Raw genomic sequence first — 13285 nt, 5'->3', positions numbered from 1 at the left:
GAAATGGCGGAGATCCTGGTGCTGTATTACAGCCGTGGCGGTTCAGTAGCACGGCTTGCCCGCCAGATTGCGCGCGGCATCGGCGAGGTGCCGGGCATGAGCGCGCGGCTGCGCACGGTGCCGCCGGTGGCCGCGGTGACACAGACGGCCCTGCCCCCGGTGCCCGAAGACGGTGCGCCGTATGTGAGCGTGGCCGATCTGGCCGAATGCACGGGGCTGCTGCTGGGCAGCCCGACCCGGTTCGGCAACATGGCCGCGCCGGTGAAGCACTTCCTGGATGGGCTGGGCGCGGAATGGGTCAACGGCACCCTGGCCGGCAAGCCGGCCGGGGTGTTCACCTCCACCGCCTCGCTGCACGGCGGGCAGGAGTCGACCCTGCTGTCCATGCAGGTACCGCTGCTGCACCACGGCTGCCTGATCGTGGGCATCCCGTTCACCGAGCCGGCGCTGAGCCACACCACCACCGGTGGCACGCCGTATGGCGCCAGCCATGTGGCCGGGGCGGACGACAACCCGGTGCCGAGCGAGGATGAAAGCATCCTGGCGCGGGCGCTGGGGCGGCGGGTGGCCGATATCGCACGGCGGCTGGCGTGAGGACCCGGGCGCAGGAGATCGTGCTGGCCCTGCTGCTGGTGGCGCTGGCGGTGCTGTTCGCGGTCTGGTTCGCGCAGGACAAGCATTGGCTGGCCACCCAGCTGGTCTTTACCCTGCCGCCGCTGCTGCTGGCGCTGGGCGTACTGGTGCGGCGGGGCAAGGCGATGTTCTGGGCCGGGGTGCTGGCGCTGTTCTGGTTCAGCCACGGGGTGATGAGCGCCTGGAGCCATCCGGAGGTGGCACTGTGGGCCTGGCTCGAGCTGGGGCTGGCGCTGGCGGTGATCGGCGTGGCCAGCACGCCGGGCCTGCGACGACGCTTCGGGCGGAAGACGACAGCCGGCTGACCGTGCGGTGCCGCGGGCCTGCACCGAGCGGGCGGCGGCCGTATCATCTACCGGTCGGCGCGGCGGTTCCGTGCCCTTCTGTCTGGTACCCAGGATGCTTGCAATGGAAGAACTACTGATCATCACCACCGGTGGCACGATCGACAAGATCTACTTCGACGACAAGTCGGACTATCAGATCGGTGATCCGCAGATCGGGATGATCCTGCGCGAGCTGGGCGTGACCTTCCGTTTCAACGTGATTCCGATCCTGCGCAAGGATTCGCTGCACATCACCGACGAGGATCGCGAGTTGATCCGGGCAACGATCGCCGCGCAGCCGACCCGGCATGTGCTGGTCACGCACGGCACCGACTCGATGGTGCAGACGGGCCAGGTGCTAAAGTCGATCACCGACAAGACCATCGTGATGACCGGTGCGCTGAGCCCGGCACGCTTCCGTGGCTCGGATGCGGAGTTCAATATCGGGTGTGCGATCGGTGCGGTGCAGTCCTTGCCCAGCGGTGTGTACATCGCGATGAACGGCCGGATCTGGAATCCGGAGCAGGTGCGCAAGAACGTGGCAGCCAACCGGTTCGAAGCGGCGTAATCATTGGCGCAGCGTGTAGGTCCACGCCATGCGTGGGTGCTTCCCGCGCAGACGCCGTGTTGATTGAACGAACGCCCCGGCATGCCGGGGCGTTCTTCGTTGGGGCGTTGGAACGCGATCAGTACTGCGCGGTCAGGGTCACCCCGGAGAAGGTCGAGTAGGCCTTTACCCGCACGTGCCAGGTGCCTGCCGCCGGCGAAGCGATGGTGCAGGTTTCGTTGTTGCCGCTGAGGTACGGGCGGCAGGTGTAGACGGTGTCGGTCGGCGCGCTGCCATTGCGGACATAGAGGTCGGCATCGCCGCTGCCGCCGGCGATGCTGACCTTCAGCTGGCTGCGGCCGGATGGCACGGTCACGGTGTAGGCCAGCGAAGCACCACTGGCGGCGCCAAGCCCGGTGACCGGCACGTTGTTCTGCAGCACGTTGCCGGTGCCCGGGCCCGGGCCGGTGCCGTTGAGCGCGGCGGTCACCGCGGCATCGGCATCGACGATGCCCGCGCCGCAGCCGCCAGAGCAGGCGCCCGGCAACGGACGGGCGGTGCTCTTGAGCAGGCTTTCGATGGCGGCCGGGCTCAGCGCCGTGGGCGCGACGGACTGGATCAGCGCGACCACGCCGGCCACATGCGGCGCCGCCATCGAGGTACCGTTGTAAGACGCATACGAGGCGCTGCCCGGGACTGTGGTGCCGGTGTTGAGGGTGGAGAGAATCCCCTGCCCCGGCGCGGAGATGTCGATGCCGGTGCCGTAGTTGGAGAAGCTGGCGCGGGCGCCGGCCGAGGTGGTCGCGGCCACCGCGATCACGTTGGCGCAGTTGGCCGGGACCGATGAGGACACGTTGGTGTTGCTGTTGCCCGCCGCGACCACCACGGTGGTCCCGCGCGAGACGGCGCCGTTGATCGCGGTCTGGTAGGTGGTGGAGCAGCTGCCACCGCCACCGAGCGACATGTTGATCACTTCGGCCGGGTTGGCGTTGGCCGGGACGCCGCTGACGGTACCGCCGGACGCCCAGACGATCGCATCGGCGATATCGGAGGTATACCCGCCGCACTTGCCCAGCACGCGCACCGGCACGACCTTGGCATTGAACGCGGTGCCGGCCACGCCGGTGCTGTTGTTGGTGACCGCCGCGACGGTGCCGGCCACATGGGTGCCGTGCCAGCTGGAATTGGACGCGGGAATGCCGGCGCCACACTCGTTGGCGGCGTACCAGTCGCCTTCGTCGTTGGGGTTGTTGTCACGGCCACCGCCATCGCGCGCCATCGCCGCATCGCTGATGAAATCGTAGCCGGGCAGGATATTGGCATTGAGATCGGGGTGGTTGGTGATGCCGGTGTCGATCACCGCCACCACCACGCCGGTGCCGGTGGCCTTGTCCCAGGCCGGGCGTACGTTGATCGAGGCATTGCTGGTGCCAAAGCCCCACTGTTCGGAGAAGCGGGTGTCGTTGGGCACCAGGGTGGCCTGCATCAGCTGGTCCACTTCGACGTATTCCACGCTGGGGTCGGCGGCCAGGCGACGCATCAGCAGCTCGGCTTCGGCGCGGTCCAGCGGCCGGTCGGCCTTGACCACGGTCGGGCCGATCGCCAGCTGGCGCAGCTTCTGCAGCCCCAGCGCGCGGCCCTGGGCGGCCGGCACCGCCGCCGCGGCGGCCTTGAGCGAGCTGGCCAGCGCGGTCGGGGTGGCGACCTCGGTGCTGCCATCCTTGTACTTCACGATGAAGCGCTGGTGGGTCGGCGCCGAGGACAGGCCGCTCAACTGCACATCACCGGCGAACGCCGGGGTGGCCAGCAGCAAGGTGGACAGAACGGACGCGCCCAGTACCACCAATGCACGCTGACGCAAACGGTGTTGCGAGACATGAGACATCGGATTTCCCTTTCAGACAGTGAGTGCCGTCGTTGCGGCTGAGAATCCGGGTCCGATCCTGGGGCTGCAGAAGCGATGGCGCGGGTCGGCCCGGTGAGTGAGTCGACGCTAATAGCTTGCTGGCGGATGAACAATGTTTCAGCCGTGCTTCCATGACATGAAATGTCGGATCTGAGACTTCGCGGGTCGAGGGTTTGTGAAAGTGAAGGCCCTCGGGAGGTTTTGAACGGCCTGTTTGCGGCAGCGAATGTCCGAAATGGCTGTCAATGTCCGCCAGAGCAGGACAACGCTTGCGCATCAAGGGCTTGCGGCATTGCCACCGCGGGACATGACGTGCCGAAGTGCCCCGCGGCCGGCCCTGGCGACGGAGGCAGTGAACAGGCAACAAAAAACCCGCCTGTCGCCAGGCGGGTTTCGATGCTTCAGCGCGGATCCGCGGGCATCAGGCGTCGAGGCGGACCAGCCAGCCATGACGGTCCGGCAGGCGGCCGTACTGGATGTCGGTCAGTTCCTTGCGCAGCGACATCGTCACTTCGCCGGCCGGTGCGTTGATGTCGCCCACCGAGAAGCCTTCGCCCTTGAGCTGGCCGATCGGGGTGACCACCGCCGCGGTACCGCAGGCGAACGCTTCCACGATCTCGCCGGAGGTCACGCCGTCCTTCCACTCTTCGAGGGTGACCTTGCGCTCTTCGACCTTCATGCCGCGGTCGCGGGCGAGCTGCAGGATGCTCTCACGGGTGATGCCTTCCAGGATGCTGCCCGACAGCGCCGGGGTCACCAGGGTGCCGTCCTTGTAGACCAGGAACACATTCATGCCACCCAGTTCTTCCAGGTACTTGCCTTCGACCGGATCCAGGAACAGCACCTGCGAGCAACCCTGCGCCTGCGCCTTCTGCTGTGGCAGCAGCGAGGCGGCGTAGTTGCCACCGCACTTGGCCGCGCCGGTACCGCCCTTGCCTGCGCGCGCGTACTCGGTGGACAGCCAGATCGCCACCGGCGCCACGCCCTTGGCGAAATACGGGCCCGCCGGGCTGGCGATCACGTAGTAGCCGGCCTTGTGCGCGCCGCGCACGCCGAGGAAGGCTTCATCGCCGATCATGAACGGACGGAAGTACAGGCTGGATTCGTCGGCCGAGGGAACCCACGACGCGTCCACGGCGATCAGCTGCTTGAGCGATTCGACGAAGATCTCCACCGGCAATTCCGGCAGCGCCAGGCGCTGGGCCGAACGCTGCAGGCGACGGCCGTTGGCGTCCGGACGGAAGGTCCAGATCGAGCCGTCGGCGTGGCGGTAGGCCTTGATGCCTTCGAAGATTTCCTGGCCGTAATGCAGCACCGCGGCGGCCGGGTCCAGCTGCAGCGGGCCGTACGGGCGTACCACGGCATCGTGCCAGCCGGTGTCCTTGTCCCAGCGCACTTCCACCATGTGGTCGGTGAAGTGCAGACCAAAACCGGGGGCGGCCAGGATGCGCTCACGCTCCTCGCTGCTGCGCGGCTGGGCGGAACGGGTGGTGTTGAAGCTCACGGAAGACTGGGACACCGGATATTTCCTGTTCTGGTTACGGGGAACGCCGTGACGCCGGCTGGCGATGGGCGGTTACAGCATGCCGGTTTCGAGCCGGGCGGCCTCGGACATCATGTGACGGCCCCACGGCGGGTCGAACACCAGCTCGACGTCGGCCTCGGCCACCGTCGGGATCATTTCCAGCTTGCTGCGCACGTCATCGACGAGGATCTCGCCCATGCCGCAGCCGGGCGCGGTCAGGGTCATCTTGATGTCGACCTCGCGCTGGCCATCGTCCAGGTGCTTGAGGTCCACTTCATAGACCAGCCCCAGATCGACGATGTTGAAGGGGATTTCCGGATCGAAACAGGTGCGCAGCTGCTGCCACACCAGTTTTTCGACCTCCTCGTCGGAGGCATCGGCGGGCAGTTCCAGCGCCGGGGGCGCTTCCTTGCCGATGGCATCGCCATCCTTGCCGGCGATGCGGAACAGATTGCCTTCGACAAAGACGGTATAGCTGCCACCCAGGGCCTGGGTGATGTAGCCATAGCTGCCAGCGGGCAGCGTGACCGTTTCGCCCTGCGGGACCATGACGGCCTCGCAGTCGCGTTCGAAGTGGACAGGTTCACTGCTACGGGAATACATGTGGATCGATATGGGGGTCGCGGCCAATTCCCGCAAGGCGACCATTTTAGCCCAGTGGCCGCCCACGCGCCGGTCACCCCGCAAGCCGGTATCCTGTGAGGACTTACAGGAAGATTGCATGTCGCCCACGTCCGTGCCTGTCCGGAGCCGCCACTGGCTCTGGCCCCCGCTGTTTCTGCTTGGTGTCGTCACGGCCACGCTGGCCTGGTTGTTCATCGCCCTGCTCACCGGCCGCCAGGCCAGCTGGATGGCGGTTGTGGCCGCGCTGGAGATCGCGTTCATGCTGCGCCTGGGTACCCTGCGCGCGGGTGCCCCCCGGGTGGTGCTGACGGTGCTGGCCACCGTGCTGGTTGCGCTGGCGGCCAACTGGGGGATCGCCTCGGCGTACCTCGGCGGCTCCATGGGGCTCACCCCGTGGGAATCAGCGTTGCGCATGGGGCCCTATCTGGCCTGGACCCTAAGCGGCCTGGCCAACGGCGCGGTCGAATGGCTGTGGATGGGCGTGGCGCTGGTCGTGGGTTGGTGGGTGGCGAAGTAACTGTCTCTGCATGCTGCCGCCGAATGCCATCGGTAGTGGCGGCCCGCTGGCCGGCTCCTCATGACGTCGGTACGGCAACGCGCTGGCAATCACGTATCGCATTGAGCCGGCCAGCGGCCGGCACTATCGCAGATCCGGTTTCGCCGCAGATCCGGTGTCTGCGCAGGTCACGACCGTGGGCCGTGACCGTTGCATCCACCCCTCAATGTCCTCCGTCTAGCGCCTTCAGTTCGCTGACCAGCGCGCTCGCCGCACCGGCACCATCGCCGTACAGCATGCGGGCGTTGTCGGCATAGAACAGCGCATTCTCGATGCCGGCAAAACCGGTGCCCTTGCCGCGCTTGATCACCACCACGTTGCGGGCGTTGACCACGTCCAGGATCGGCATGCCGTAGATCGGGCTGGCCGGATCCGTGCGCGCGACCGGGTTGACCACGTCGTTGGCGCCGATCACCAGCACCACGTCGGTGTTGGGGAACTCCAGGTTGATGTCGTCCATGTCGGCGATCAGGTCGTAGGGCACGCCCGCTTCGGCCAGCAGCACGTTCATGTGCCCGGGCATGCGCCCGGCCACCGGGTGGATCGCGAACTTCACCTTGATGCCGCGATCGATCAGGCGCTGCGCCAGCTCCCACACCTTGTGCTGCGCCTGGGCCACGGCCATGCCGTAGCCGGGCACGATCACCACGCGCTCGGCGAAGGCCAGCATCGCGGCGACATCGCTGGCCTCGATCGGCTTCTGCGCACCGGTGATTTCCTGCGCCACGCCGCTGCCCCCGAAGTTGGAGAACAGCACGCCGCTGATCGGGCGGTTCATCGCCTTGGCCATCAACCGCGTCAGCAGAATGCCGGCCGCGCCGACCATCATGCCGGCGATGATCAGTGCTTCGTTGCCGAGCACATAGCCTTCGAAGGCCACGGCCAGGCCGGTAAACGCGTTGTACAGCGAGATCACCACCGGCATGTCGGCGCCGCCGATCGGCAGCGTCATCAGCACGCCCAGCGCGAGCGCCACCACGAAGAAGCTGATGATCGCCACCGGGCTCAGCGTGACCGCGGCCCAGATGCCCAGCACCACCATCGCCAGCGCGACCAGCAGGTTGAACACCTGCTGCCCCGGGAAGGTGACCCGGCGGTCCAGCCGCCCGTCCAGCTTGGCCCAGGCGACGATCGATCCGGACAGCGACACCGCGCCGATCGCCGAGCCGATCACGGCCAGCGCCAGCACCGTTGCCGACGGCTGGCGCGCGGCCAGATCGGCCAGCGCCTGCTCGCTCCAGTGCGTGGTATCGCGGTTGGCCAGGAACGAGAAGCGCAGCAGTTCCACCGCACCGATCGCTGCGGCCGAGCCGCCGCCCATGCCGTTGTACAGCGCCACCATCTGCGGCATGTCGGTGATCGCCACCCGCTTGGCCGACCACCACGCCACGCCCGTGCCGATCACCACGGCCGCCAGGATCAGCGGAATGTTGTGCAGCTCGGGCAGGAAGAACGTCGCCACCGTGGCGATCAGCATGCCCAGCCCGGCCCAGCGGATGCCGCTGCGCGCGGTCATCGGCGAGGCCATGCGCTGCAGGCCGAGCAGGAACAGGGTCGCGGCGACCAGGTAGCTCACCTGGACCAGCCACTGCAGCAGTTGCGCGGTGGTCACGTTCAAGGTGCCTTCTCCCCGGCGTCGCGCTTGGCGCTGGGCTTGAACATGTCGAGCATGCGTTCGGTCACCACGTAGCCACCGGCCGCGTTGCCCGCGCCAAGGACCACCGCGATGAACCCGATGATCTTCTCCAGCGGGGTCTGCGCGTGCCCCAGCACCACCATCGCGCCGATCAGCACGATGCCGTGGATGAAGTTGGAGCCGGACATCAAAGGGGTATGCAGGATCACCGGCACCCGCGAAATGATCACGTGGCCGGCAATGGCGGCCAGCATGAAGATATACAACGCCACGAACCCGTCGCTCATTGCAGTCACTCTCCCAGGCGGTCATCCCGTCCCCTGCATCATAACCATGCGCTGAACCAATCGGGCAGGCCGGTCAACCGCGCCTGCCCTGGTGCGTTCTCACGGTATCCCCCTGCCGGAACGCTACCCTGTGCTGGTGAGCTCTCCCCTACCGTCGACGGATGCCGACCTGCCCGCCACGCCCGCGGCGGCGTTGCCGGTATCGCTGGATGCCTTCCTGGCCGGGATCGGCCCGCGCGCGTTCCGCTTCGCCGAGGCCGGCCTGCGTCAGCGCGAGGACGCGCTGGATGCGGTGCAGGACAGCATGTTGAAGATGCTCGGCTACCGCGACAAACCTGCCGCCGAATGGGCGCCGTTGTTCTGGAGCATCCTGCGCCGCCGCGTGGTGGATCTGCAGCGCCGCCGCGGCTTCCGCCTGAAGTTCTGGCGCAGCAGCGACGAGGCCGGTGGCGAGCATGACATCGACTGGGCCGACAGCGCTCCCGGCCCGGCCCAGGCGCATGAGCAGCGCGATCAGTACGCGCAGCTGGTACAGGCGCTGCGGGAGCTGCCGGCGCGCCAGCGCGAGGCCTTCACCCTGCGGGTGCTGCAGGACCTGAACGGCGCCACCACGGCCAAGGCCATGGGCTGCAGCGAAGGCGCGGTCAAAACCCATCTTTCGCGCGCCCGCCAGGCGCTGCAGCAGTCTCTGGAGATCGCCCTGTGAACCGCCCCCTGTCCCCTTCGATGCCTGACGATGCCGCCCTGCGGCAGCTGCATGCGCAGGCACTGGATACGCTCTCGCCGACGACGCTGGCGCGGCTGCGCAGCGCGCGCCATGCGGCCTCGCCGGCCAAGCGGCATGCTCCGTCCTGGTGGATGGCGACCGCCTGTTCGGCGGTGGTCGGGCTCGCCTTGGGCTACAGTTTCCTCCTCGGCGAATCGAACGCCCCGCCGGCACCGGTGACGGCGAGCGCCACCGACGACGGCAGCGATGTCCTTGACGAGAATCCCGATCTGTATTTGTGGCTGGGCGGTACCGACCTGGCAATGGAGTAATGATGAAACTGCGACTGTCCCTGGGGCTGCTGTTGCTGACGTTGAGTGCGACCGGCTGGGCCCAGACTGCCCCGCTGCCGGACTGGGACGCACTCAGCCCGCAGCAGCGCGAGGCGTTGATCGCGCCCGTCCGTGATCGTTGGAACGATGCGCCTGCCCCGCAGCGCGAGCGGATGCTGCAGCACGGCCAGCGCTGGCTGACCATGACCCCGGAACAGCGTGCGCAGGCGCACCGCGGCCGCCACCGTTTCGAGAACATGACGCCGGAGCAGCGCGAGCAGGCGCGCGCGCTGTTCGGTCAGATGCGCAGCATGAGCCCCGAGCAGCGCCAGGACCTGCGCGACCGCTGGGCGCGGATGACCCCGGACGAACGCAAGGCGTGGCTGAAGGCCAACCCGGCCCCCACGGCGCCACCGCCGAAGCGCTGACGCAATAACGGGGACGGGGGTAGTTATTAACTACCCCCAATAACGGGGACGGGGGTAGTTATTAACTACCCCCGTCCCCGTTTTCTCAGGCGGCGACCCAGCGGGTTTTGGCGAGCAGTTCGTCGTCCCAGTCGAAGGTGACGGCGCCGTCTTTCAGGAACAGCGCGACGAAGTTGTAGACGTTGCGGGCGTACATCTCACTGGCATGCACCGCGCCCTGGCTGGCCAGGTTGAGCGGACCGTCGATGAGCACCCCGTCCAGATCCACCACCTCGCCCGGTTGGGTGGCTTCGCAGTTGCCGCCGGTTTCCGCGGCCAGATCGACGATCACGCTGCCCGGTTTCATGCCGCGTGCCATCGCAGTGCTGACGATCTTAGGCGCTGGCCGACCCGGCACCGCGGCGGTACAGATCACCACGTCCACCGTGCGCAGGTGCTCGCCGAGGCGGCGCTGCTGCTCGGCGCGTTCCTCATCGGTCAACGGCCGCGCGTAACCGCCCTCGCCCACGGCGCTGACCCCCAGATCCAGGAATTTGCCGCCCAGCGATTCGATCTGCTCGCGGGTTTCCGGGCGTACATCGAAGCCTTCCACCTGCGCGCCGAGACGGCGCGCGGTCGCGATGGCCTGCAGGCCGGCCACGCCGGCGCCGACCACCAGTACCTTGGAGGGGCGGATCGTGCCGGCGGCGGTGGTGAGCATCGGGAAGAAGCGCGGCGCGCGCTGGGCGGCGATCAGGGTGGCCTTGTAACCGGCCATGCCGGCCTGCGAACTGAGGACATCCATCGATTGGGCGCGCGTGGTGCGCGGCAAGCGTTCCAGCGGGAACGCCTGCAGGCCACGTGACTGGATCAGGCCCGCGCGTTCGGCATCGGCCTGCGGGTGCAGCATGCCGATCAGACTGGCACCGGACTTCAACCGGGCAAGGCGGTCATTGGACAGTGGCTGCACGCACAGCACGATGTCGGCCTGGGCCAGGCGCGTGTCATCGGCTGGCTGGGCCCCGACGTCCTGATACAACGCATCCGGGAAACCGGCAGCCAACCCGGCGCCGGGTTCGAATGACACGCCCGCGCCGAGCGCGATCAGCTTGCGCGCCGTTTCCGGCGTCATCGCCACGCGCCGTTCCCCCGGCGCGTGTTCCTTTACCACCAACACCTCGACAGCCATGCCTGTCCCCGACGATCAGCGGATTGTGGGCTGATCGTAACCTGATCGTCAGGCCAAGGTGGCCCCCGGGGGTCAATGCACGGTGGCGTTCTTGGTATCCAGCCGATCAATCACGCCCTGCATGGCGCTGTCGAAGGCACCATCGTCGATATGCGCCCGCAGACGCCCCAGGCGCACCATCACCGCCAGTTCTTCCGGCGAGGCGACGCAGAAGCGCACCCCGCGCCGGTTGACGAACAGCAGGCGCTGGGAAATCGGGCTCACCCAGGACAGCTTGCCGGCCTGGACCTTGCCATCCTTGTCGACGAAATCCAGCCAGCTGCCGATCTCCAGACCGCGGAAGCGGTCGGCATCGGCGTTGTCGAAATCGCTGACATCCACCTTGCTGCCCAGCTCCACCGACGCCGATTCCTGGGCCGGTGGCGAAGGCAGCGCGACCTGCGGCAGTTCGGGCAGCGCGCGTTCGAGCTCGGGGCGCGATTCGGCGATGCCCTGCAGGGTGTCGTGCAATGCATCGATGGCGCTGGTGGCCGCATCGGCATGCACACCGACGCTGGCGAACACCTTGCGCAGCGCGGGATGCCAGGCCTGCAGCCACGGCTTGCCGACGATATGCCGGCGCGCCTCGGCAACTTCATCCAACAGGCCATCGGCCAGGCTCAGCGCCTCCCCGACCGACGCCCCGTCTTCGCCTTCGCGCAGCACGGTCAGGGTCAGGTGGTGCTGCCAGGGCTGGCGCAGGAACTCGCCGATCGCCTGTGGCAGCGTGGCATCGCCAATGCGGCGGTCCAATTCGGTACTGGCGCGCTGGCGCGCCATCTCGAGCTTTTCCTGGCCGCGCTGGGTCTCGGCGGCCCGGCGCTCGGCGATCTCGATCCGGCGCCGGTGCTGGGTCAGGAACTCGCGGAATTCTTCTTCCAGGGTGAGGAAGATCGCCAGGTTCTCGTTGAACTCGGCGACCAGCCGCTCGATGATTTCCTCGACCTTGCCCATCAGCACGCGCTCGGCCTGGCTCTCGCCGGTGTTGCCTTCGCAGGCTTCGGCCAGCGAGTTGAGCAGCTTGCGCGCCGGGTGGGTCTTCTGCACGAACATGCGGCGGTCAAGCATGGCGACCTTGACGAAGGGCACCACCAGCCGGCCGATCAGCTCGCGCGAGCGGCCCTCCAGGTCGCGCTCATCGAGCATCACATCGAACAGCATGCCGACCAGATCGATCGCGTCCTCGTCCTGCGGGTCCAGCCGCGCCTGCGCGGGATCCACCCCGAGCCGGGTCGCGCCGGACAGCACCTCGCTCTTCAACCGCTGCGCCAGCGATTCGCCGTCTTCACCGATCGCTGCGCGCAGGGTCGCACTCGGCGTGGCCTGCAGCAGCGACAGCACCGACATCATTTCGCGCTGGCTCAGGGGGCGCTGCTGGCCCACCGCGACGCTGGCCGCCGAGGTGGCGTCCTCACGCACGTGGCGGGTCTGCTGCAGCAGCTCATGCAGCGCATCGAGCAGCATGCCCTGGTTGCCGCCAAGGCTGTCACCGCCCTCGCCCGGGCCTTCGTGTGCTGCATGCGATCCGCCCTGGAGGCGACCACGGCTCTCGGCCCAGCGGTCGGCGAAACGGCGGGCCCAAGCCGGTGCCTGGCCCTCGTCGCCCGCCGGTCCCATGCCGGCCTCGGGCTCGAACCCATCGAAGGTGTCGCGGTCTTCGCGCGGCGGCGGCGAGGGTGCGCGCGGCGGGGGCCGACGCGCGGCCATCTGCGGCATCACGCCCGCAGCGGCCAGTTGTTCATCCAGATACTCATAGCGCTTGCCGATCGGCTGCTGCAGATCGCGCTCGCACAGCTTGATCAGCACCAGCCGTACTTCCGGGGCCAGTTCACAATCGGCGAAGGCCTCGTGGATGGCCACACCGAGGTGCTCGGGGCTGATCGGATTGGTGTCGGCCTGCAGGTCCAGCCCACCGGCGATCATGCCCAGGCGGCGATCCAGCCGCGACAGCACCGGCTTGAAATCACGCAGCAGCACGGTGGCGAAGTTGCGCACCGCCAGCCGGGATTCCAGCACGTGTTCGGGCACCAGGCTCAGGCCATCCTCGATCTGGCCGGCCAGGGTGGCCTCGGCCGACAGCGGTTCACCCCGCTCCAGCGCCTCCCAGGCCTGGGTCAGATGCGTGCGGAAGCCGGCCACGATGTCGTCCCGGCGGCGGCGCAGCTCGCGCATGCCATCCAGGAACAGCAACTGCGACGCGCCGGCAGTCCCGGCACGGTCGAACAACACATCATCAAAGCGCGCCAGCACCGTCGAGAACGACTCGACCAGCCCCGGCAGCACGGCCTCACGGGCCATCTTCAACAACGCCGGGTCACGGCCCGGGTGCCCCCCTACATTGGGCGTGGCGATCATGCGAAAAGGCTCCCCACCCTCGCAGGCACTGAGTACAACATGGATACAACGAACGCCGGCGCACCCCATGCGCCCACGCTCGGATGGTAGGCCGGCCGACCGGTCAGAGACAGTGAAACAGTCGACACTTTAAACCTCGTTACCGGTGACCCGGCAGGCTTTGTATCGTAAGCGCAGCAGGCCGTGGAAGCGAGTACAGCCACGTGAAGGAAGTCCG

At 67.7% G+C, this 13285-nt stretch carries 14 protein-coding genes; 7 read left to right on the top strand and 7 right to left on the bottom strand.

Features of this window, described 5'->3' with window-relative positions; all coding sequences use genetic code 11:
* Positions 1-3 precede the first annotated feature (3 nt).
* The 3 genes from wrbA (at position 4) to ACTT2I_RS01845 (ending at position 1527) form a co-directional block, all read left to right on the top strand.
* Positions 4-594: an NAD(P)H:quinone oxidoreductase gene (gene wrbA, locus ACTT2I_RS01855; protein WP_019186096.1), complete on the top strand. Its 591-nt coding sequence runs from the start codon at positions 4-6 to the stop codon at positions 592-594.
* Positions 591-938 (top strand): DUF2069 domain-containing protein, encoded by a 348-nt coding sequence (locus tag ACTT2I_RS01850; protein WP_088434925.1) that lies wholly within the window; start codon positions 591-593, stop codon positions 936-938. Before wrbA ends, ACTT2I_RS01850 begins: the two co-directional genes overlap by 4 nt.
* Before the next feature lie 103 nt (positions 939-1041).
* Positions 1042-1527 carry an asparaginase domain-containing protein gene (locus ACTT2I_RS01845; protein ID WP_026070231.1) on the top strand — a complete coding sequence of 162 codons (486 nt, stop codon included), beginning with the start codon at positions 1042-1044 and terminating at the stop codon, positions 1525-1527.
* A gap of 118 nt (positions 1528-1645) precedes the next feature.
* Here ACTT2I_RS01845 and ACTT2I_RS01840 read toward each other — a convergent pair whose 3' ends face one another.
* The 3 genes from ACTT2I_RS01840 to sufT all read right to left on the bottom strand — a co-directional run bounded on the left by ACTT2I_RS01840 (position 1646) and on the right by sufT (position 5540).
* Positions 1646-3391, bottom strand: coding sequence for a S8 family peptidase (locus ACTT2I_RS01840; protein ID WP_293984518.1), 1746 nt, complete (start codon positions 3389-3391; stop codon positions 1646-1648).
* A gap of 442 nt (positions 3392-3833) precedes the next feature.
* Positions 3834-4931: a branched-chain amino acid aminotransferase gene (locus tag ACTT2I_RS01835; RefSeq protein WP_088434923.1), complete on the bottom strand. Its 1098-nt coding sequence runs from the start codon at positions 4929-4931 to the stop codon at positions 3834-3836.
* 57 nt (positions 4932-4988) lie between these two features.
* On the bottom strand, positions 4989-5540 hold the full coding sequence (gene sufT, locus ACTT2I_RS01830; protein ID WP_019182393.1) for a putative Fe-S cluster assembly protein SufT: 552 nt from the start codon (positions 5538-5540) through the stop codon (positions 4989-4991).
* A 118-nt stretch (positions 5541-5658) separates the two neighbouring features.
* On the opposite strand from sufT, the gene ACTT2I_RS01825 reads away from it, so the two are divergent.
* Positions 5659-6078, top strand: a complete 420-nt coding sequence (locus ACTT2I_RS01825) for a hypothetical protein (protein WP_421100663.1) — start codon at positions 5659-5661, stop codon at positions 6076-6078.
* A gap of 202 nt (positions 6079-6280) precedes the next feature.
* On the opposite strand, the gene ACTT2I_RS01820 is transcribed toward ACTT2I_RS01825, so the two are convergent.
* Positions 6281-7735, bottom strand: a complete 1455-nt coding sequence (locus ACTT2I_RS01820; protein WP_443096768.1) for an NAD(P)(+) transhydrogenase (Re/Si-specific) subunit beta — start codon at positions 7733-7735, stop codon at positions 6281-6283.
* Positions 7732-8040 carry an NAD(P) transhydrogenase subunit alpha gene (locus tag ACTT2I_RS01815; protein ID WP_019182396.1) on the bottom strand — a complete coding sequence of 103 codons (309 nt, stop codon included), beginning with the start codon at positions 8038-8040 and terminating at the stop codon, positions 7732-7734. Before ACTT2I_RS01815 ends, ACTT2I_RS01820 begins: the two co-directional genes overlap by 4 nt.
* Before the next feature lie 130 nt (positions 8041-8170).
* Here ACTT2I_RS01815 and ACTT2I_RS01810 point away from each other — a divergent pair, with 130 nt between their 5' ends.
* From ACTT2I_RS01810 to ACTT2I_RS01800, 3 genes are read left to right on the top strand one after another with little or no spacing between them, the layout of a single operon-like run.
* Complete coding sequence (locus ACTT2I_RS01810; RefSeq protein WP_421100665.1) at positions 8171-8746, top strand: RNA polymerase sigma factor; 576 nt, start codon at positions 8171-8173, stop codon at positions 8744-8746.
* A complete protein-coding gene (locus tag ACTT2I_RS01805; RefSeq protein ID WP_421100666.1) occupies positions 8743-9078 on the top strand; it encodes a hypothetical protein in 336 nt (111 codons plus the stop codon). Before ACTT2I_RS01810 ends, ACTT2I_RS01805 begins: the two co-directional genes overlap by 4 nt.
* Complete coding sequence (locus tag ACTT2I_RS01800; protein ID WP_088434918.1) at positions 9078-9506, top strand: DUF3106 domain-containing protein; 429 nt, start codon at positions 9078-9080, stop codon at positions 9504-9506. Before ACTT2I_RS01805 ends, ACTT2I_RS01800 begins: the two co-directional genes overlap by 1 nt.
* An 85-nt stretch (positions 9507-9591) precedes the next feature.
* On the opposite strand, the gene ACTT2I_RS01795 is transcribed toward ACTT2I_RS01800, so the two are convergent.
* Positions 9592-10674 (bottom strand): NAD(P) transhydrogenase subunit alpha, encoded by a 1083-nt coding sequence (locus tag ACTT2I_RS01795; protein ID WP_421100667.1) that lies wholly within the window; start codon positions 10672-10674, stop codon positions 9592-9594.
* 72 nt (positions 10675-10746) lie between these two features.
* Positions 10747-13068: a DUF1631 domain-containing protein gene (locus ACTT2I_RS01790; RefSeq protein ID WP_421100668.1), complete on the bottom strand. Its 2322-nt coding sequence runs from the start codon at positions 13066-13068 to the stop codon at positions 10747-10749.
* Positions 13069-13285 lie beyond the last annotated feature (217 nt).

Source organism: Stenotrophomonas sp. PUT21, from assembly GCF_052232875.1.
GTDB classification, from domain to species: domain Bacteria; phylum Pseudomonadota; class Gammaproteobacteria; order Xanthomonadales; family Xanthomonadaceae; genus Stenotrophomonas; species Stenotrophomonas maltophilia_N.
Note: the sequence above shows the minus strand (reverse complement) of the source record. Positions and strands in the feature narration are given on the sequence as shown.